Below are 21,020 nucleotides of genomic sequence, written 5' to 3' on the forward strand. Positions count from 1 at the left end.
CGCCGGGCCAGGCATTAAGCTAAAAGGTGGATCAAAACTTATGAATAAATGCGGTTTATGGGGCATGGCTGTCCTATTGTTCATTTTCCAGTCGCTGTCAGGGACAGCGCGGGCCAACCAGGGCTGGCCGCGCAGCGTACAGGGCGCGACCGGAACGGTAACGCTTAACCAGGCACCGCAGCGCATTGTCTCCACCAGCGTCACGCTGACCGGCTCGCTGCTGGCGATTGACGCGCCGGTCATCGCCTCAGGCGCGACCGCACCGAAAAGCCGCCTGGCCGACGATCAGGGCTTCTTCCGTCAGTGGGGCGAGGTGGCAAAGCAGCGCCACGTTAAGCGGCTGTACATTGGTGAGCCGAGCGCCGAGGCGATTGCGGCGCAAGCCCCGGATCTGATCATCGTCAGCGCCACCGGTAATGACTCCGCCCTGAAGCTGGTTAGTCAGCTGTCCGCCATTGCCCCCACGCTGGTGGTCAACTACGACGATAAGAGCTGGCAGGATGTGGTTACGCTGCTGGGGCAGGCCACCGGCCATGAAGCACAGGCGGCGCAGCGCGTAAAAGAGTTCGACGATCGCGAAGCGGCGCTGAAGCAGGCCATTACGCTGCCGCCGCAGCCGGTCTCCGCGATGGTATGGAACGGTGAAGGCCGGGCGGTGAATCTGTGGACCGCCGCATCGGCGCAGGGCAAACTACTGCAGCAGCTCGGTTTTACCCTGGCGCAGCCGCCGGCCGGTACGCAACAGGGGCACAGCATGGGCCAGCGCAAAGATATTATTCAGCTCTCGGGCGAGAATCTCGCCGCCAGCCTGACCGGTCACAGCTTCCTGCTGTTTGCTGGCGATGACAAAACCGCGCAGTCAGTGCTGAGCAACCCGTTCCTGGCACAAAACGCGGCGGTGCGCGATAAGCAGGTCTATGCGCTGGGTATCGACACCTTCCGCCTGGATTACTACAGCGCCAGCAATCTGCTGACGCGTCTGCATCAGCTGTTCGTCAAATCATGATGTTTGCTGCGCCAGCACGGGCGCGGGCGCCTGATAGCGCCGTAATCCTTTCATCATCAGCCACATCATGACGCCAAGCAGTGTCGCGGCACAGCCAAACGCCGCGGCAGCCTGCGCCGGTAACAGCCACGAACCGAGGGCACCAATCAGCGCTGCGCCGAGGGCATCGCCGCACACGTTCTGCGCCGTCCACAGGCTGTTGATGCGGCCCAGCAGATGATCCGGCGTCAGCAGCTGAATCATCGCGTACTGCACCAGGCTGTTGATGGCACTGAAATAGCCGAAGCCCGCCAGACACAGCAGCGCCAGCCACAGCGTCGGCATCAGGCTGAACAGGCCCAGGGCGACGAAACCGGCCACGGCACTGCCCAGCACCAGCCGCCCCGGGCGCGCTGCCTGTTTCAGCCTGCCGCTGGTAAGTGCACCCACGGCGGCACCGAGTGGCACGGCGGCGTACAGCATACCGAGCTGGTCGGCGCTGACTGACCAGTGCGGTGCCAGCGCCGGGTACAACACGCGGATGGCGCTGGCCAGCGTCACCAGCGCACCGGTCAGCGCCACCATGCCGACCACCGGGCTGGCGAACAGGAACTGCACGCCGGTTGCCAGCGCCCGCAGCGGATGCTCGCGCGGCTGCGGAGGCGGGGGCAGCGCAGGTAGCTGCAGCAGCGTCAGCACTGTCAGCAGCGTGCCGAAGGCGGTCAGTCCGTAATTCCACAGCACGCCGCCGTGCGCGATCACCACACCCGCAATCGCCGGCGATAAAATCGAGCCGAAGCGCACCGTCAGCATGGTGATCGCGCCGGCCTGCATAATGTTTTCGCGTCCCACCAGCGCCGGCGTAGCGGCCAGCAGCGCCGTGACGCCAATCGCACCGAAAAAGCCGTCCCACAAGCCCAGCAGATAGACCGCCAGCAGCGAAGGCGCGGGCAGCGCGGCATTTATCGCCAGCGCGACAAAGCCCAGTCCGCAGGTGGTGCGGGCAAACAGGATCAATTTCTTACGCTCATAGCGATCGGCGAGCACGCCGCCGGTCAGCAGGCCAGTAAACATGCCGGCAGCGGACAGCGTGACGGCGAGGCCCACCAGCAGCGGTGAATGGGTCATCTGCTGAATCTGCACCGGCACGGCAACGGCCAGCATGCCGAGCGCCACAATCGAGATAAAACGCGCAATAAACACCGCGCGAAACGCCGCGTGGGTTTTCAGCAGTGAGAGATCGATAAAGTGAGAGGGTTTGTTCATTGTTTCGCCTTTTTGCACCAATTTTCCTCATCATCCGCGAGGCGACTCATGGTAACATAGGCAAACGCGAGTAATAACGATAACAAATATCATTATCACATTACGTTGCACTGCAACGACGTCGAACAGTGAAGGTTTAGAACGCTATGCGCCAGATCCGTGCATTAGCAGGCTCAGGGATTCTGCTTTTGCTCCTCTTGGCGCTCAGTCTGATGCTGGGTGCCAAATCAATACCGCTTTCCGATGTGTATCACGCTCTCACCGCCTCCTGCTCAAGCGCGGAGTGCATCATCGTGCGCGATGCGCGCCTGCCGCGCACGCTGGCCGGTCTGCTGGCGGGTGTGGCGCTGGGGCTGGCTGGCGCGCTGATGCAGAGCCTGACGCGTAATCCGCTGGCCGAGCCGGGCATTCTGGGCGTGAACGCCGGTGCCGGTTTTGCCATCGTGCTCGGCATCGCGCTGCTGGGGGCGGACTCCCCGCTGCAGTGGCTGACGCTGGCCTTCAGCGGCGCACTGCTGGCGGCGCTGCTGATGACGGTGATTGGCGCGATGGGCGGCGGGCGCGTCAATCCGGTGCGTCTGACGCTGGCAGGCGTGGCGCTGGCGGCGGTGCTGGAGGGCTTAACCTCCGGCCTGTCGCTGCTCAATCCGGACATTTACGATCACCTGCGCTTCTGGCAGAGCGGCTCATTGGACATCCGCGATTTCAGCGTGTTGCGCACCCTGAGCCCGGCGGTGCTGGCCGGTGCGGCGCTGGCGCTGGGTCTGGCGCAATCGCTGAACAGCCTGAGCATGGGCGGTGATATGGCGGCGGCGCTGGGTACGCGCGTGGTGCGCACCCAACTGCTGGGCCTGCTGGCGATTGCCTTACTGAGCGGCGCGGCGACCGCCGCCGTCGGGCCGATCGCTTTTATCGGCCTGATGACGCCGCATTTTGCCCGCTGGCTGGTGGGCAACGATCACCGCTGGCTGCTGCCGGCGACGGCGCTGATCACCCCGGCGCTGCTGCTGGCGGCGGATCTTCTGGGGCGGATGATGGTGGCAGGCGAACTGCGTGTCTCAATTGTGACCGCCATCCTTGGCGCGCCGATGCTGATTTTGCTGGTACGGCGCCAGCGCGGGCGAGGTGGATTATGACGCGGCGTGCCTGGTTGCATGGCGGCTGGCTGCTATTAGCGTGTGCGCTGCTGACGTGGCTGGCGCTGACGCGCGGTGCGCTGCCGATTACGGCGGAGCAGGTGTGGCAGGCGCTGCGCGGGCAGGGAGCGGCCAACGTGCAGCTGATTGTGGTGGAGTGGCGGCTGCCGCGCGTGCTGATGGCGCTGCTGATCGGTGCGGCGCTGGGTGTCAGCGGGGCAATTTTTCAGTCGCTGCTACGTAACCCGCTCGGCAGCCCGGATATTCTCGGCTTCAATACCGGCGCTTACAGCGGTGTGCTGGTGGCGCTGGTGCTGTTCAATCAAAGTATTACCGCGATGACCGGGGCCGCGCTGATCGGCGGTATCGCGACGGCTGCGCTGGTGTATCTGTTTGCCTGGCGCAACGGGGTGGAAACGTTTCGCTTAATCATCGTGGGCATTAGCGTGCGCGCGCTGCTGATGGCGCTCAATGCCTGGCTGATTATCAGCGCTTCGCTGGAGTCGGCGCTCAGCGCCGGGCTGTGGAGCGCCGGCTCGCTCAACGGCATCACCTGGGCGAAAACGCCGCCGGTGGTGACGGTGCTGCTGCTGTCGCTGCTGCTGGTGGCGCTGTTAACGCGCCGCATGCGTCTGCTGGAGATGGGCGATGACACCGCCTGCGCGCTCGGCGTGCCGGTGGAGCGCAGCCGCCTGTGGCTGATGCTGCTGGGCGTGCTGCTGACCGCGGCGTCCACCGCGCTGGCGGGGCCGATCTCGTTCGTGGCGCTGCTGGCACCGCAGATTGCGCGCCGGCTGAGCGGCGGGGAAAAAGGCGCATTATGGCTGGCGGCGCTGTGCGGCGCGCTGCTGTTGTGCGCCGCCGATTATGCCGCGCAGCATCTGTTCCTGCCTTATCAACTGCCGGTTGGCGTGATTACCGTCAGCCTGGGCGGACTCTATCTGATTGCGTTACTGGTGCGGGAGGCGCGACGCCAATGATCGATATCCCTTCACGGCTGTATGGCGAAGGCCTGACGCTGGGTTATGACAAAAAAGTGGTGGCGGAAAATCTCTCGGTGGCGATTCCGCAAGGGGAGCTGACCGTGATTATCGGCCCTAACGCCTGCGGTAAATCCACCCTGCTGCGTACTCTCAGCCGCCTGCAGGCACCGCTGAAAGGCGACGTGCTGCTGGACGGCGAGGCGATTGCACGTTATCCCACCAAAGAGGTGGCGCGCCGTCTTGGCCTGCTGCCGCAGAGTTCAAACGCACCGGCGGGCATCAGCGTGAGCGAGCTGGTGGCGCGCGGACGTTATCCGCATCAGTCACTGTTTGGCCGCTGGCGCGCGGAGGATGAAGCGGCGGTGCAGCAGGCGATGCTGGCCACCGGCGTGGCGGATCTGGCGCAACAGGCGGTCGATACTCTGTCCGGCGGGCAGCGTCAGCGCGTATGGATCGCCATGGTGCTGGCGCAGCAGACGCCTCTGCTGCTGCTGGATGAGCCCACCACCTGGCTGGATATAACCCACCAGATTGATCTGCTTGAGCTGATGCAGACGCTCAATCAGCAGCATGGCCGCACGCTGGTGGTGGTGCTGCACGATCTCAATCACGCCTGCCGCTACGCCACCCATCTGATCGCCATGCGTCACGGGAAGATCATTGCCGAGGGCAAGCCTGGCGAGATTGTGACGCCAGCACTGATTGAGCAGGTGTACGGATTACGCTGTGTGATTGTTGAGGATCCGGTGGCGCATACGCCAATGATTGTGCCGCTGGGGCGCGGGCGCTAAGGCGGAGAAGGGGCTGTGGTGTAAACGTTTTCTGCCATGCGGTTCCCTCTCCCGCCGGGAGAGGGTGAGGGCAAAACCGCTACGCCAGCAACTGCTGCAACAGTGGCCCGATCTGCTCAAACATGCGAGGCGAGATAATCTCGACGTGGGCGCAATCCACCGGCCACACCGTCAGCTCACCGACATAGGGCGCCCAGGCGCGGCGCGCATCCTGGCCTGGCTGCTGCGTCTGTTCGGCGAGGAACAGCGTAGCGCGGCCGCCGAAGCGTGCGCTGCGCGCCGTGGCCAGCAGACGCACCGAGCTGGCGTAGTTGGCTTCGATGGTATCGAACATGGCCTGCATCTCTTCTCCGGCCTGATGGCGCTGCGCGGCGATAAACTGTTCGCGCTCGCGATTCACCTCCTCCAGCACCGCCGGATCCAGCACATTCTCGCCGCGCTTCTCATCCCAGTTCTGCGTTTCCGGCGGCCAGGTGTCGAGCAGGCCAAGGAAGGCGACCTCTTCACCCGCCGCTTCCAGCCGGGCAGCAATGCCCTGCGCCAGCGTACCGCCCAGCGAGTAGCCGAGGAAATAGTAGGGCCCGTGCGGTTGTACCTCGCGCAGCGTGCGCAAATGCGCCTCACAGACCTCATCGAGGTGCGCGCTCTGATTCAGCGGTCCCTGCGTGTCAGGCGACTGAATGCCGACCAGTGACCAGCGTGGGTCAAGGTAACGCTGCAGCACGCTGAACTGCCAGGCGAAGCCGGACGCCGGGTGGAAGCAGAACAGCGTCGGTCCGCTGCCTTTACGCAGCGGCAGCACCGCTTCAAAGCCCGCCTGCTGATGGGATTGTCCATCGCTCAGCAGTGCCGCCAGTTTTTCCACCGTCGGGGCGATCATGATCTGCCCGACCGAGACCGGCAGCTGGAGCTCGCGGCGCAACTGCGCGGCCAGGCGCATCGCCAGCAGCGAATGGCCACCGAGCGCAAAGAAATCATCCTGCGCACCGATCGTGTCGCAGGCCAGCAGGCGGCAGAACGCTGCGGCCAGCGTGCTCTCTAAACCGGGCAGTGGCGCGCGCCCCTGGCGCTGCGTGGTGCTCTGCGGCAGCGGCAGCGCTTTGCGATCCAGTTTGCCGTTGCTGCTGAGCGGCAGCGCCTCCAGCTGGACGATGGCCACCGGCACCATGTGTGCCGGTAGCTGCTGTGCCAGCGCCTGACGCAGCGCATCGCCATCCACCGGCTGAGGCGCCACCACGTAGCCCACCAGCTGACGTGCATCGCCCTGTGCCGTCGCACTGCCCAGCACCACCGCATGCGTCACCGCCTGCTCAATGCCGGGCTGGGCGCACAGCGCATGATCGATCTCGTTCAGCTCAATGCGCTGACCGCGGATCTTCAGCTGGTCATCGCTGCGCCCGAGATACTCCACCGCACCGTTGTCCAGCCAGCGCGCTACGTCGCCGGTCAGGTACATGCGCTCGCCAGCGGCGTACGGGTCGGCGATAAAGCGGCTGGCGGTCAGCTCCGGCCGGTTGAGATAGCCGTGCGCCAGCTGAATGCCGGTAAGATAGAGATCGCCGGCCACGCCCGGCGGCACCGGCTGCATTTGCGCATCAAGAATGCGCAGACCGGTGTTCCACACCGGGAAGCCGATCGGTACGCTTGGCCCATCGACGGCGGCGAGCGCCGCGCCATACGCCGGATACCAGCTGACATCAACGGCCGCTTCGGTTGGCCCATACAGATTGTGCAGCGGCACGCGGGTCAATGTTTCCCAGCTGCGCGACAGATCGGTGGGCAATGCTTCACCGCTGCAGAACACGTTGCGCAGGCTGGCGCAGCACGCTATCGCGGCCGGGTGGTCGAGCGCCGCGACAAAGGCCGCCAGCATCGAGGGTACGAAATGCGTGGTGGTGACTTTGTAGCGGGCAAACAGTTGCTGTAAGGCTTCCGGATCGCGGTGTGCATCCGGCGGCGCCATCACCAGCTGCGCGCCGACCAGCAGCGGCCAGAAGAACTCCCACACCGAGACATCAAAGCTGCTCGGTGTTTTCTGCAGCACCACGTCATCCGCCTGCAGCGGATAACGATCCTGCATCCACAGCAGGCGATTAACGATCGCCTGATGGCCGACCAGCACGCCTTTCGGCCGGCCGGTAGAGCCGGAGGTATAGATGATGTACGCGCCATCCTGCGGCGTCGGCGCGCTGGCCGGTGCCGGTGCATGTTCGGCATTGTACAGGGTGTCAAAGTGCAGCTGACTGACCGGCGCGATGGCGCGGAAGCGGGCACTGAGCGCGGCAGCGGTAATCAGCGTTTTGGGCGCGGCGTCTTCCAGCATCAGCTGGAGCCGCTCGTCCGGATAGCCGGTATCCAGCGGCAGATAAGCGGCCCCGAGCGTCACAATCGCCTGCAGCGCCAGCGACAACTGCACCGAACGCGGCAGCGCCACGGCGACGATATCACCCCGCTGCACGCCGGCCGCACTGAGATCGGCCGCCAGCGCGAATACCTGCTGCTGCATCTGGCGATAGTTCAGCTGGTGCTGCGCATCGGCCAGCGCCGGTGCGTCCGGGGTGCGCTGCGCCTGCTGCGCCAGCAGCGACGCCAGGGTTTCCGCCGGCAGCGGATGGGCGGTCTGATTGATGGCCGCAATCTGCTGCTGCTCCGCTGGCGTCAGCAGATCGAGCTCGCCCAGCGCGCGCTGCGGCTGCGCGGCCAGCTGGCTGAGCAGCAGGGCAAAGCGGCTGGCATGGCGCTGCAGCGTCTCGGCAGCATAGCGCTGCGCGTTCGCCAGCAGCTCCAGCGTCAGATCGCCGTGCTCGCTGAGGTAAATCGCGATTTCAAGATCGCGCACCGGGCCGGAGGCCAGCTGATGCGTAATGCCTTCAATGCCGGCGAAATCGAGCTGGTAGTCAAACATCTTCAGGTTGATCACCGGGCCATACAGCGGATCGCTATCGCCGAGGCGGCCGAGATCGCGCTGCACCTGTTCAGCATCGTAGCGCTGATGACGGCGCATTTTTTTCACTTCCGCGGCCAGCTGAGCGGCGAGATCGCCGAGCGTTTGTCCCGGCTGATAGTGCACCGCCATCGGCAGCACGTTGATCACCGGACCGGTGGCGCACAGCGCGGCGGAGCCGATGCGGCGCATGAAGATGAAGCCGGCAGCAAAATCATTTTGTCCGCTGAGACGAGCCAGCCACAGCGCTACCAGCGCAAAGGCCAGATCGGCGGCGCTGTGCTGTGGATGCTGGCTGGTCAGCGTCTGGAAGCGGTGACGATCCAGCGTAACGCTGTGGCGCAGCAGATCGGTGCTGGCGCTCTGACCGGCCAGCGGCAGCGGAGACAGCGAGGCGGGCGCGGGCAGGGCGCGGCCTTTTTCGCGCCAGAATTCGCCGTCACGGGTGTAAGACGCCGATTGCTGATAGCGCTGATACTCGTCAACCACGGCGCTGAACGGAATAAACGGTGTCGGCTCAGGCGGCTGCTGCTGTACGGCGGCGCTGTACAGATTGGCGATGCGGCGCGTCAGCGCGGTAAAGCTGAAGCCATCCACCACCAGATGGTGATAGCGCTGATACCAGAACCAGTGCTGCTCGCCGAGGCGGAACAGACGATGGTGCCACAGCGGTGCGCCACTCAGCACACGCAGGTCACCCCGCATATCGGCACGCATCAGGGCGCGCGCGGCGGCAGCGGCATCCGCTTCGCCGCGCAGATCAACAATGTCTGGCAGGCTGAAGGTCTGCGGCTGCGGCCACTGTAGCGGCTCGCCGTCGATTTCGCCGAACGCCATATTCAGGGTATCGGCTTCCTGCATGCCGTCGACGATGGCCTGCGCCAGCAGCGCACTGTTGATGTCGCCGCGCAGTTCGACAAAGTGCGCGACCGCGAAGGCGTTGTGATGGCGGCTGAGCTGGTCGGCGATCCAGATGCCAGGCTGCGCCGCCACCAGCGGCAGAGTTTGTTGGTCAATCATAGTGTCGTTCATCAGAGAATTTACTGTCGCTCCGGTTCACGTCTGGCGTGATGAATGAATTTGGATTGCGCCACAAAGCTTGCAGACCGTCGAGCAGACCACCGCGCCAGCACAGCGCGTCATGGCCGCCCTCTACCGGCTGGTAATACACCTGATAGCCGGCAGCGGTAAGTTGTTGTTGTAATTGTTGATTGGCTTGCAGAATCAGGCCTTCACGCTGGCCTGCCTCCAGCCAGAAACGCAGCGGCTGGCGAGGTGCCAGGCCATGGTCCAGCGCCTGCAACAGCCAGCCATGCGGGTTACCACGCTCCGGCCACCAGAAGGAGCCGGACAGGCTGAGCGCATTACCAAAGGTATGGGGAAAGTGCAGCGCGGCAAACACCGCGGCCAGACCGCCAAAGCTTTGTCCGGCAACCAGCGTGCGCGCCGGCTGCGCATCGTACGGCATCCAGCGTGCTACCTGCGGCAACAGCTCCTGCTGCACCGCCTGCCAGAATTGCGGATTGCATGGCAGCTCGCGACTGCGGTGTTCGCGATCGATGATGTCGATAAACAGGTAGACCGCCGGCGGCAGCTTGCCCGCGGCGGTCAGCTGCTGCAGCGGTCCGGCGATCGGCATCTGCTGCGCCCAGAACTGACCATCGAGCAGTATCGCCAGCGGACGCGGGCCGTGCTGCGCCTCGCCTGTGGCGTACAGCCACACCCGGCGACGATTGCCGAGCAGCGCGCTTTCCCACTGCTGCACCTGCAGCGTCAGCGCCGGGGCGCGGCCCTCATCCACCGCACGCCACACCTGCTGGTCGGGCGCGTCAGGCAGGTGCAGCGGTGACACGCCCATGCCGCGCCCGCCGGACCAGCTGCGCAGCGGATTGAGCGCATCGGCCTGCGCGGCAGGGAATTTTTCGCGCCACCAGTGGCGCAGCGCATGCATGTCAGGCTCGCCGCTGAAATCGCTGGCCTGCCGATCCGGCATCAGGCAGTAGCTGCCGCGCCAGTGTGACGGCAGCACGGTTTGCCAGTACCAGACATCGCTACTGGCAACGCGCATCAGCGATTGCGGCGGGCGCCGCTGGTGGTGATCGGTCACGCCAGTGATGTTGACCCACACGCGCTGGGTGTGGGAGGTGGTTTCACTGCCTTGCGGATCGCGCCAGAAGAAGGTCACCAGACAGGTGCCATCCTGCTGCGGCTCAATGCGCGGAATGCCCTGAGTCTGTTGCTCCTGCCACCAGGCTTCGCTACCAATTCCATCATTTCGCCAGGTCATAGGGGCTGCCAGTCGCCGTCTGTACGGGGAGGTTTACATAGGATTGATAAATAATACTATTGATAATTATTTGCATTTGCAATAGGGTGACTGCGCTCAAAATGAGCACGCACGTTCCGTCTGGCACCCGGTAAGTCATGGGATTCAGCAAAGGATGGCCCTGCCAGGTGTGAACGGCTGCGCGATAAAGACAGGGATCTTCTCACCGGCTCGCCAGTCACTCCGCTGTGGCGCAGAACTGGCCTTCCAGGAATGAAAAAAAATGAAGCATTACTCGCGGTTAACCTTCGCTATTTTGATCGAACTGGGGCTCAGCGCCTCACTGCTCTCCGGCAGCGCCTGGGCAGCAGAGACTTCCAGCAAGACGACTTCCAGCAACGCCTCTTCTCCCGACGCCAGTGCAATGGACGGTGGCACCTTAATGGTGACGGCCCAGCAGCAGACGCTGCAGGCACCGGGGGTTTCCACCATCACCGCCGATGAGATCAAAAAGCATCCGCCGGCGCGCGATGTCTCAGAAATTATCCGTACCATGCCGGGGGTTAACCTGACCGGTAACTCGACCAGCGGCCAGCGCGGCAACAACCGTCAGATCGATATTCGCGGCATGGGACCGGAAAATACACTGATCATGGTGGACGGCATGCCGATCACCAGCCGTAACTCAGTGCGTCTCGGCTGGCGCGGTGAGCGTGATACGCGCGGCGATACCAACTGGGTGCCGCCGGAGATGATTGATCACATCGACGTGATTCGCGGGCCGGCCGCGGTGCGCTACGGTAACGGCGCGGCGGGCGGTGTGGTGAACATCATCACCAAAAAGTACAGCGATCAGCAGTGGCACGGTTCGTGGAATACCTACTTCAACGCGCCGGAACACAAATCGGAAGGGGCGACCAAACGCACCAACTTCAGCCTTGAAGGGCCGCTGGGCGACGACTTCAACTTCCGGCTGTATGGCGGCTTAGCCAAAACCCAGGCCGACGCGTACGACATCAATGAAGGGCACGCGGCAGCGCGCACCGGCAGCTATGCGGGCAGCTACCCGGCAGGCCGCGAAGGCTCGGTAAACAAAGACATCAATGCGTTGCTGAGCTGGGCGTTTGCGCCCATGCAGACGCTGGAGCTGCAGGCCGGTTACAGTCGTCAGGGCAACCTGTACGCGGGCGATACGCAGAACACCAACACTAACGCGCTGGTGAAGAGCCTGTACGGCGACGAAACCAACCGTCTGTATCGCCAGAATATTTCACTGAAATGGACCGGCGCGTGGGACAACGGCATCAGCACCAGCAGCTGGGCGCGCTACGAGAAAACCCGCAATACGCGCATTAATGAAGGTCTGGCGGGTGGCACGGAAGGGATCTTCTCCAACAGCGGGTTCAATACCATCCAGCTGGACGATGTGCTGCTGCACAGTGAAATCAGCCTGCCGTTTGAGCTGGGCGTCAATCAGACCGCGACGCTGGGCACCGAGTGGAACCAGCAGCGCATGAAAGATCCTTCGTCGACCACCCAGGCCGCCAGCAACGGTGCCGTGCCAGGCATCGCCAGCACCGGCCGCAGTCCTTATGCCCAGGCGGAGATTTTCTCCCTGTTTGCCGAAGACAACATGGAGCTGACCGACAGCACCATGCTGACGCCGGCGCTGCGCTTCGATCATCACTCCATCGTTGGCAACAACTGGAGCCCATCGCTTAACCTGTCACAGGGGCTGGGCGATGACTTCACGCTGAAGATGGGGATTGGCCGGGCCTACAAAGCGCCGAGTCTGTACCAGACGAACCCGAACTACCTGCTGTACAGCAACGGCCAGGGCTGCGCCGCCAGCACCGGCGCCTGCTATTTGCAGGGTAATCCGAATCTGAAAGCGGAAAACAGCATCAATAAAGAAGTTGGGCTGGAGTGGAAGCATGAAGGTTATCAGGCCGGTCTGACCTGGTTCCGTAACGACTACCGCAACAAGATTGAAGCCGGCTATGCGCCTTCAGGTAAAGCCTCTAACGGCACCACGGATATCTATCGCTGGGAGAACGTGCCGAAAGCGGTGGTGGAAGGGCTGGAAGGTACGGTCAATGTTCCTTTCTCTGACAGCGTGATGTGGAATAACAACTTTACCTACATGCTGCAGAGCAAGAACAAGGAGACCGGCGATCGTCTGTCGATCATTCCGGAGTATACGCTGAACTCGACGCTGAGCTGGCAGGCAACGCAGGATCTGTCGCTGCAAACCACCCTGACGTGGTACGGCACCCAGACGCCGAAGAAGTATGACTACAAAGGACAGCCGGTGACCGGCAGCGCCACCGACAAAGTGAGCCCGTACTCGATTGTCGGCCTGAGCGGTACTTACGATATTAATAAGTACGCCAGCGTGACGCTGGGCATCGATAACCTGTTCGATAAGCGCCACTTCCGTGAGGGCAATGCGCAAACCACCGGTAATGCTACCACCGGCGCTTATCTCTACGGTGCCGGTGCCAATACCTATAACGAATCAGGCCGTACTTACTATATGAGCCTCAACACCCACTTCTGATGGCGTTCAGCCAATCAGTTGCGTTGGCAAACAGCAGCGGGCAATCAGTCCGCTGCTGTCTTCGCGGTTGACCAGTTCCAGCCTGCCGCGATGCATCTGCACAATACGCAGCACAATGTTCAGGCCCAGGCCGCTGCCGCCATAGCGTTGATCGCGCCGCCGGAACGCCTGCGTCAGCTCTTCTGCCGCATCGGCATCAATACCCGGCCCCTGATCCCACACTTCAACCCAGACCTGCTGTTGCACCTGACGCAGCTTAACCTGCACGCTGCTGCCTTCCGGACTGTAGCGCGATGCGTTCTCCAGCAAATTGCGCAGCATCAGGCGCAGCAGCACCGCTTCACCCTGCTGCGGCACATCGTCGCCGTCTGGCCAGTGCAGCGTCTGCTGACGCTGGGCATACAGTTCAGCCATCTCCGGCATCAGCGGCTGCATGATGTCACGCTGCCACTGCAGCTGCTGATAGTGGCCGCCCGCCAGCGCCTGACCGGCGCGCGACAGCATCAGCAGCTGTTCGACGGTGTGCATCAACTGGTCGATACGCTCAATCAGCATGGCGCTTTGCGGCACCTGCTGCTGATGCAGAAGCTCGAGATGCAGGCGCAGCCCGGCCAGCGGCGTACGCAGCTCGTGCGCGGCGTCGGCGGTGAATAATCGCTCCTGCTGCAGCGTGTGGTCGAGACGGGAAAACAGTTGATTGATGGAGGAGGTGACCGCAACGATCTCATCCATCTCGGAGTAAATCGGCAGCGGCGTCAGGTTGTCGGCAGAGCGGTGGGCAAGGCTGTCCTGTAGCGATTTGAGCGGACGGATAATCCAGTTGATGGCCCAGAACGACAGCAGTAGCGTCAGGCTTACCATCACCAGCGAAGGCAGCAACAGCGAAGCGATGGCCTCACGGATCTCATTCTCCACACGATCGTTACGCGCCTGGGCCGACAGGGTTTCATTGACGAGGAAACTGATCTGTTCGCGGCTTTCGTGCCACAGCCAGATGGCGCTCATCACCTGGCAGGTGAGGAGAATCAGCGCCAGCATGATCAGTAACCGCTGACGCATGCTGTTCATTCGCGCAGTTCCAGCCGGTAGCCAACGCCGCGCACGGTTTTGATGCGATCTTTCCCCAGCTTACGGCGCAGATTATGAATGTGGACTTCTAAAGTGTTGGAGCCGGGATCGTCGTTCCAGCTGTAGAGATCCTGCTGCAGCGTTTCGCGATGCACATTCTGCCCCACGCGCATCAGCAGGCGGGTGAGCAGGGCGAACTCTTTGGGGGTGATCTCCAGCGGCAGATTTTCCAGCAGCACCTGCTGCGAGCTGAGATTGAGCGTCAGATCGCCCTGCTGCAGCAGGTTGTCGCTGTGCCCCTGATAGCGGCGGATCAGCGCGCGCACCCGCGCCTGCAATTCTGCCAGCGCAAACGGCTTGACCAGGTAATCATCGGCACCGGCGTCCAGCCCGTCGACGCGATCCTCCAGCGCATCGCGCGCGGTCAGGATCAGCACCGGCACCGCGATGCCGTCGCGTCGCCACTGGCGCAGCAGCGTGGCGCCATCGCGATCCGGCAGACCGAGATCCAGCACGATCAGGCTGTACTGGCTGCTGCGCAGCAGGGCGTTGCTTTCCGCCGCGCTGCCAGCGCAATCCACGGCGTAGCCCTCGCTGCTCAGCGCCTGCGCCAGCCCCGATTGTAATAACGCATCATCTTCAACGATCAACAGTTTCATTAGTTGTTCTTGTTAATGTCGGTATAGAGCCGGCTCTCAAAGCGCACCAGCGGAATCCGCCGCGTTTTCTGGTCTTCCGGCGGTACCGCATAGCCAGAGAGGAACTGGACAAAGGCCACGCGCGCACCGCTCGACGTGGTGATGAACCCAGCCAGATTATAGACGCCCTGCAGCGAACCGGTTTTTGCCGACACTTTGCCATCCAGCCCCGCTTCGTGCAGACCGCCGCGATACTGCAGCGTGCCGTCATAACCTGCCAGCGGCAGCATCGAAATATAATTCAGCGTAGTGTCATTTTTGGCGATGAACTGCAGCACCTGCATCATGGTATCCGGCGCGATCAGGTCGTGACGCGACAGGCCGGAACCATCCACCTGAATACTGTTGCCGAGGTCGACGCCGGCTTTTTCGCGCAGCACACGCCTGACCGCATCCGAACCGGCGCGGAAAGTACCCGGCACGTTAAAGTAGTGATGGCCGATGGTGCGGAACACGGTATCAGCGATCATGTTGTCTGACTTCTTCAGCATGGTGTGCAGCAGGTTGTGCAGCGGTGCGGACTGCGTCGAGGCCAGCACCGTGCCCGGTGACGTCACCTGCGTCTGGCGCACTAAATGGCCGCTGTAATCAATATCGGCGTCGCGCAGCTGCGCTTTAAGGATCTCGCCGGCCCACGCGGCGCCATCCTGCACGGCAAATGCCAGGGGCAGCGGTTCCGCACGCTGGCGCATACAGCCGGTCAGCGTGTAGCGATTGAGCTCTCCGGGCACCACGTCGAGCTCGCAATACTGCCCGTCACCGCTGTTGCGTCCGATCGTGCGCACCTGACTGAACATGTGCGCCGGATAGTAAGAGGCGATGCGCACAAAGGCGTTTTCGCCGGGCGTATTGGCACTGTAGAGCGAAACCGAGAAGCAGTTTTTATCAACAATCGCCGCACCTGGCGGGGCGCTGAAGCACTGTGTCAGATCGTTCCACGGCCAGCCTGGCGCCATATCGTGACTGGCGAACACCGAGGTGTCGATCACCAGATTGCCTTTGATATGGTTGATGCCCTGCTTTTTCAGCGCCGCCACCATATTGCGCAGATCCTGGCGGCTGAGCGTCGGATCGCCGGCAAAGCGCGCCACCAGGTCGCCATTTAAGGTGCCATCGCTGACCGCGCCTTTGGTCTCCAGCGTGGTCTGAAAACGGAAGTCCGGGCCCAGCTCCAGCAGTGCCGCCAGCGCGGTGATCACTTTCATGGTACTGGCCGGCAACGCCATCTGTTTGCCGTGATAGTCGATTATCGGGGTGGATGCGCCCACTTTTTGTACCATCAGCGCCAGGTTTGCGCCGTCTGGCAAATACTGCATGTATTCTTCAACGGGTGCTGCTTGTGCCTGCAGCATAAACGCACAGGTTAATCCGGTAACAAGTCGTGAAAATCGCATAATCTCGCGGTAACTGACGGGTGAAGGCGTCAATACTATGTCCCCGGACGGTGCAAAGTAAACAATGACCCACAGGGAACTCTGGGGTAAAATACGTATCAAAATGCAAAACCGATACCTGACCCGGAAAGCTTTCCGGGTCAGGATTCTTTTGCTTGTGAAAAGAGGTTACGCGCCGCAGAAGCCGATCTTCTGCTGTCACCGGTCAGGATGACGCCGTTAACCAGGATAGATGACGAGGAGCCAAAATGAATCAGATTCCGATGACGTTGAAAGGCGCTGAGAAGCTGCGTGAAGAGCTGAACGAACTGAAAACCGTTAAGCGTCCGCGCATCATCGCCTCTATCGCCGAAGCCCGTGAGCACGGCGATCTGAAAGAGAATGCCGAATACCACGCCGCGCGCGAAGAACAGGGGTTCTGCGAAGGGCGTATTCAGGAGATCGAAGCCAAGCTCTCCAATGCACAGGTGATTGACGTGACCGCCATGCCGAAAACCGGCCGCGTGATTTTTGGCGCCACTGTCACTGTGCTGAATGTCGATACCGATGAAGAGTTTACTTACCGGATTGTCGGCGACGACGAAGCGGACTTTAAACAGAACCTGATTTCCGTGAATTCGCCGATGGCGCGCGGTCTGGTGGGCAAAGAGGCCGATGACGTGGCTATTGTCAAAACCCCAGGCGGCGATGTGGAATATGAAGTGCTGAAAGTGGAATACATCTAAGATATTGCTACGCTTTGAAATGCGCAGCTGCATATTGTAAAGAAAGGAAAAAGGCCGCGCTGCGGCCTTTTATCCCATGCAGGAGCATGGCACTTTCTCTGCCCGTCGGACGAGCCGTAACGGTACGCTTAACGTGGCAGAGTAATTTTGCGCTCTTTGGCAGGGCGATACAGCACCAGCACGTTGCCGATGACCTGAACGTTGTTTGCCTTAGTTTCACGCACGATAGCGTCCACGATCAGCTGCTTGGTTTCACGATCTTCCGAGGCAATTTTTACCTTGATCAATTCGTGATGTTCGAGCGCCTGTTCGATCTCGGCGAGCACGCCTTCAGTCAGGCCATTGCCGCCCAGCATGACCACTGGCTTCAGTGGATGGGCAAGGCCTTTCAGGTGCTGTTTTTGTTTGGTACTCAGATTCATCGTATTTTTTGCTTACTCAGGGATTGAAAACGGTTCATTCTACCGCCATCTCGGGTATATCGCCAAATCAACGCGACCCATTGCGTGCTGATTTATCGCTACGATGACGATTTAACTGGAAATATTATGACGGGTAAAAAGCGTTCGGCCAGTTCCAGTCGCTGGCTTCAGGAACACTTTAGCGATAAATATGTGCAACAGGCACAGAAAAAAGGGTTGCGCTCGCGCGCCTGGTTTAAACTGGATGAAATTCAGCAGGGTGACAAGCTGTTCAAACCCGGTATGACCGTGGTTGACCTGGGCGCTGCGCCCGGCGGCTGGTCGCAATATGTGGTACAACAGATTGGTTCGGGTGGCCGTATTATTGCCTGCGATCTGCTGCCGATGGATCCCATCGTCGGCGTTGACTTCCTGCAGGGCGATTTTCGCGACGAAGCGGTGTTGAAAGCGTTACTGGAGCGCGTGGGCGACCAGAAAGTGCAGGTGGTGATGTCGGACATGGCGCCGAACATGAGCGGTACGCCTGCAGTCGATATCCCGCGTTCCATGTATTTAGTTGAACTGGCGTTAGAAATGTGTCGGGATGTACTGGCACCTGGCGGCAGTTTTGTAGTGAAAGTGTTTCAGGGAGATGGCTTCGATGAATACCTGCGGGAAATTCGCTCCCTGTTTACGAAAGTGAAAATTCGTAAGCCGGACGCTTCGCGATCACGTTCGCGCGAAGTGTACATTGTGGCGACAGGGCGCAAACTGTAGCCCTCCATACCGGAATCAAAGCAAGGCGAAACGGCGTTTATTCTGATGCGTAATTCTGAGTTTCAGGCTAAACAGGCAAAATCATCAGCGCCGCGATTCCAGGTATGAAGGATATATAGTACCCTACGCTGTCTGTTAACACCGTTGTAATATGAGGTTAATCCCTTGAGTGACATGGCGAAAAACCTGATTCTCTGGTTAGTCATCGCGGTCGTGCTGATGTCAGTATTCCAGAGCTTTGGGCCCAGCGAGTCGAATGGCCGTAGGGTTGATTATTCAACCTTCCTGTCGGAAGTGAACCAGGATCAGGTCCGCGAGGCACGTATTAACGGGCGTGAGATCAACGTAACCAAAAAAGACAGTAATAAATACACGACCTACATTCCTGTCAACGATCCCAAGTTACTCGATAACCTGTTGACCAAAAACGTCAAAGTTGTGGGTGAACCACCGGAAGAGCCGAGCCTGCTGGCTTCTATCTTCATCTCCTGGTTCCCGATGCTGCTACTGATTGGCGTGTGGATCTTCTTTATGCGGCAGATGCAGGGCGGCGGCGGCAAGGGCGCGATGTCCTTCGGCAAGAGCAAAGCCCGTATGCTGACCGAAGACCAGATCAAAACCACCTTTGCTGACGTTGCGGGTTGCGACGAAGCAAAAGAAGAGGTGGGTGAGCTGGTGGAATACCTGCGTGAGCCGAGCCGCTTCCAGAAGCTGGGCGGTAAAATCCCGAAAGGCGTGCTGATGGTGGGCCCTCCGGGTACCGGTAAAACGCTGCTGGCGAAAGCGATCGCCGGCGAAGCGAAAGTACCGTTCTTCACGATTTCCGGTTCTGACTTCGTAGAAATGTTTGTCGGTGTCGGTGCATCACGTGTGCGCGACATGTTCGAGCAGGCGAAGAAAGCGGCACCGTGCATCATCTTTATTGATGAGATCGATGCGGTGGGTCGTCAGCGTGGCGCCGGTTTAGGCGGTGGTCACGACGAACGTGAGCAGACGCTGAACCAGATGCTGGTTGAGATGGATGGCTTCGAAGGCAATGAAGGCATCATCGTCATCGCCGCGACCAACCGTCCGGACGTACTGGACCCGGCGCTGCTGCGTCCAGGCCGTTTTGACCGCCAGGTGGTGGTAGGTCTGCCAGACGTGCGCGGCCGTGAACAGATTCTGAAAGTGCATATGCGTCGCGTGCCGCTGGCAACCGACATTGATGCAGCGATTATCGCACGTGGTACGCCGGGCTTCTCCGGTGCGGACCTGGCGAACCTGGTCAACGAAGCGGCGCTGTTTGCTGCGCGTGGCAACAAGCGCGTGGTGTCGATGGTCGAGTTCGAGAAAGCGAAAGACAAAATCATGATGGGTGCGGAACGTCGCTCCATGGTGATGACGGAAGCGCAGAAAGAATCCACCGCGTATCACGAAGCGGGCCATGCGATTATTGGTCGCCTGGTGCCGGAACACGATCCGGTGCATAAAGTGACGATTATCCCGCGCGGCCGTGCGCTGGGTGTGACCTTCTTCCTGCCTGAAGGCGACGCGATCAGCGCCAGCCGTCAGAAGCTGGAGAGCCAGATTTCAACGCTGTACGGCGGTCGTCTGGCAGAAGAGATCATCTACGGGGCGGAACACGTTTCTACCGGTGCTTCAAACGACATCAAAGTGGCGACCAACCTGGCGCGCAACATGGTGACACAGTGGGGCTTCTCGGAAAAACTCGGTCCGCTGCTGTATGCGGAAGAGGACGGTGAAGTGTTCCTCGGCCGTTCAGTGGCGAAAGCCAAACACATGTCAGACGAAACGGCCCGCATCATCGACCAGGAAGTTAAACACCTGATCGACAGCAACTACCAGCGTGCACGCCGTATTCTGGGTGAGAACATGGACATCCTTCACGCGATGAAAGACGCGCTGATGAAGTATGAAACCATTGACGCACCGCAGATCGACGACCTGATGGCGCGCCGCGAAGTGCGTCCGCCAGCAGGCTGGGAAGATCCAGGCAGCAACAACTCTGACAGCAACGGTACGCCAAAGGCGCCACGTCCGGTTGATGAACCGCGTACGCCAAACCCAGGCAACACCATGTCAGAACAGTTCGACAAGTAACAGGCCTGTTCCTAAGCAAAAACCCCGGCTGGTCCGGGGTTTTTTACATTCCACAATCCAGTGATCCCTCAGGGAGATTTTCGCCATGAAGTTGTACGCCCGTGATACCCATCTCGATCTGTCGTTTCCCCATGTGATGGGAATTTTAAATGTCACGCCGGACTCCTTTTCTGATGGCGGAACGCACAATACGCTGGTCGACGCGCTCACGCACACCAACGAGATGGTGAATGCCGGTGCCACGATTATCGATGTGGGCGGCGAATCAACCCGTCCCGGTGCCGATGAAGTCTCAGTGGAAGAGGAACTGGCGCGGGTGATCCCGGTGGTGGAAGCCATTGCGCAGCGCTTTGAAGTGTGGATTTCGGTGGATACGTCAAAAGCAGAAGTGATCCGCGAAGCCGCGCGAGTGGGCGCTCACATCATTAACGATATCCGCTCGCTGTCCGAGCCGGGGGCGTTACAGGCCGCCGCAGATACTGGTCTGCCGGTATGCCTGATGCACATGCAGGGCGAACCGCGCACCATGCAGCAGGCACCGGAATATCAGCACATCGTAAGCGAAGTGGACGCTTACTTCGCCGCGCAGATCGCCCGCTGTGAAGCGGCCGGCATTAAAAAAGAGCGTCTGCTGCTCGACCCGGGCTTCGGTTTCGGTAAGAATCTCAGCCACAATTATGAGCTGCTGGCGCATCTCAGTGATTTTCACCATCACGATCTGCCGCTGCTGGTGGGCATGTCGCGTAAGTCGATGATTGGCCAGCTGTTAAACGTCGGCCCGGCACAGCGTCTGACCGGCAGCCTGAGCTGCGCGGTGATCGCCGCCATGCAGGGCGCGCAGATTATTCGCGTGCATGACGTTAAAGAAACTGTCGAAGCGATGCGCATCGTCGAGGCGACACGGAGAGCAAAAGGATAAAGGC

The 21,020-nt window shown here is 60.9% G+C and carries 16 protein-coding genes; 9 read left to right on the plus strand and 7 right to left on the minus strand.

Annotation, left to right across the window (positions count from 1 at the left end; all coding sequences use genetic code 11):
- Window positions 1-40 precede the first annotated feature (40 nt).
- Window positions 41-1,006: a Fe2+-enterobactin ABC transporter substrate-binding protein gene (gene fepB / locus FT726_RS00705; protein WP_346302305.1), complete on the plus strand. Its 966-nt coding sequence runs from the start codon at window positions 41-43 to the stop codon at window positions 1,004-1,006.
- On the opposite strand, the gene entS is transcribed toward fepB, so the two are convergent.
- Window positions 1,001-2,251 (minus strand): enterobactin transporter EntS, encoded by a 1,251-nt coding sequence (gene entS, locus FT726_RS00710; RefSeq protein WP_166711376.1) that lies wholly within the window; start codon window positions 2,249-2,251, stop codon window positions 1,001-1,003. The genes fepB and entS overlap by 6 nt on opposite strands.
- Before the next feature lie 146 nt (window positions 2,252-2,397).
- Here entS and fepD point away from each other — a divergent pair, with 146 nt between their 5' ends.
- The 3 genes from fepD to FT726_RS00725 are packed head-to-tail and all read left to right on the plus strand — an operon-like array spanning window position 2,398 to window position 5,161.
- Window positions 2,398-3,387 carry a Fe(3+)-siderophore ABC transporter permease gene (gene fepD, locus FT726_RS00715; protein ID WP_282996182.1) on the plus strand — a complete coding sequence of 330 codons (990 nt, stop codon included), beginning with the start codon at window positions 2,398-2,400 and terminating at the stop codon, window positions 3,385-3,387.
- A complete protein-coding gene (gene fepG / locus FT726_RS00720) occupies window positions 3,384-4,367 on the plus strand; it encodes an iron-enterobactin ABC transporter permease (RefSeq protein WP_058759584.1) in 984 nt (327 codons plus the stop codon). The genes fepD and fepG overlap by 4 nt, the downstream gene beginning before the upstream one ends.
- A complete protein-coding gene (locus FT726_RS00725) occupies window positions 4,364-5,161 on the plus strand; it encodes an ATP-binding cassette domain-containing protein (protein ID WP_058759583.1) in 798 nt (265 codons plus the stop codon). Before fepG ends, FT726_RS00725 begins: the two co-directional genes overlap by 4 nt.
- A gap of 79 nt (window positions 5,162-5,240) precedes the next feature.
- Here FT726_RS00725 and FT726_RS00730 read toward each other — a convergent pair whose 3' ends face one another.
- Together FT726_RS00730 and fes are read right to left on the minus strand one after the other, a co-directional pair.
- Complete coding sequence (locus tag FT726_RS00730) at window positions 5,241-9,125, minus strand: enterobactin synthase subunit F (protein WP_346302306.1); 3,885 nt, start codon at window positions 9,123-9,125, stop codon at window positions 5,241-5,243.
- Window positions 9,118-10,392: an enterochelin esterase gene (fes, locus tag FT726_RS00735; protein ID WP_346302307.1), complete on the minus strand. Its 1,275-nt coding sequence runs from the start codon at window positions 10,390-10,392 to the stop codon at window positions 9,118-9,120. The genes FT726_RS00730 and fes overlap by 8 nt, the downstream gene beginning before the upstream one ends.
- Before the next feature lie 262 nt (window positions 10,393-10,654).
- On the opposite strand from fes, the gene FT726_RS00740 reads away from it, so the two are divergent.
- Window positions 10,655-12,931, plus strand: a complete 2,277-nt coding sequence (locus tag FT726_RS00740) for a TonB-dependent siderophore receptor (RefSeq protein WP_058770686.1) — start codon at window positions 10,655-10,657, stop codon at window positions 12,929-12,931.
- A 6-nt stretch (window positions 12,932-12,937) separates the two neighbouring features.
- Here FT726_RS00740 and pmrB read toward each other — a convergent pair whose 3' ends face one another.
- The 3 genes from pmrB to dacB are packed head-to-tail and all read right to left on the minus strand — an operon-like array spanning window position 12,938 to window position 16,091.
- The gene (pmrB, locus tag FT726_RS00745) at window positions 12,938-13,999 is read right to left on the minus strand and encodes a two-component system sensor histidine kinase PmrB (protein WP_058780380.1); all 1,062 of its coding nucleotides are present in this window, start codon (window positions 13,997-13,999) and stop codon (window positions 12,938-12,940) included.
- Window positions 13,996-14,658, minus strand: a complete 663-nt coding sequence (gene pmrA, locus FT726_RS00750) for a two-component system response regulator PmrA (protein WP_021507711.1) — start codon at window positions 14,656-14,658, stop codon at window positions 13,996-13,998. The genes pmrB and pmrA overlap by 4 nt, the downstream gene beginning before the upstream one ends.
- Window positions 14,658-16,091 (minus strand): serine-type D-Ala-D-Ala carboxypeptidase, encoded by a 1,434-nt coding sequence (gene dacB, locus FT726_RS00755; RefSeq protein ID WP_346302308.1) that lies wholly within the window; start codon window positions 16,089-16,091, stop codon window positions 14,658-14,660. Before dacB ends, pmrA begins: the two co-directional genes overlap by 1 nt.
- Before the next feature lie 248 nt (window positions 16,092-16,339).
- Between dacB and greA the strand changes: the two genes are divergently transcribed.
- On the plus strand, window positions 16,340-16,816 hold the full coding sequence (gene greA, locus FT726_RS00760; RefSeq protein WP_021507709.1) for a transcription elongation factor GreA: 477 nt from the start codon (window positions 16,340-16,342) through the stop codon (window positions 16,814-16,816).
- Between the two features lie 128 nt (window positions 16,817-16,944).
- On the opposite strand, the gene yhbY is transcribed toward greA, so the two are convergent.
- On the minus strand, window positions 16,945-17,238 hold the full coding sequence (gene yhbY / locus FT726_RS00765) for a ribosome assembly RNA-binding protein YhbY (RefSeq protein WP_010617345.1): 294 nt from the start codon (window positions 17,236-17,238) through the stop codon (window positions 16,945-16,947).
- 126 nt (window positions 17,239-17,364) lie between these two features.
- Here yhbY and rlmE point away from each other — a divergent pair, with 126 nt between their 5' ends.
- The 3 genes from rlmE (at window position 17,365) to folP (ending at window position 21,016) form a co-directional block, all read left to right on the plus strand.
- The gene (rlmE, locus tag FT726_RS00770) at window positions 17,365-17,994 is read left to right on the plus strand and encodes a 23S rRNA (uridine(2552)-2'-O)-methyltransferase RlmE (RefSeq protein WP_021507708.1); all 630 of its coding nucleotides are present in this window, start codon (window positions 17,365-17,367) and stop codon (window positions 17,992-17,994) included.
- 174 nt (window positions 17,995-18,168) lie between these two features.
- Window positions 18,169-20,097, plus strand: coding sequence for an ATP-dependent zinc metalloprotease FtsH (gene ftsH / locus FT726_RS00775; RefSeq protein WP_021507707.1), 1,929 nt, complete (start codon window positions 18,169-18,171; stop codon window positions 20,095-20,097).
- Window positions 20,098-20,182: 85 nt separating this feature from the next.
- Window positions 20,183-21,016, plus strand: a complete 834-nt coding sequence (gene folP / locus FT726_RS00780) for a dihydropteroate synthase (RefSeq protein WP_262256449.1) — start codon at window positions 20,183-20,185, stop codon at window positions 21,014-21,016.
- Window positions 21,017-21,020 lie beyond the last annotated feature (4 nt).

Source organism: Pantoea sp. Morm, from assembly GCF_016643525.1.
Classification (GTDB): Bacteria; Pseudomonadota; Gammaproteobacteria; order Enterobacterales; family Enterobacteriaceae; genus Pantoea; species Pantoea dispersa.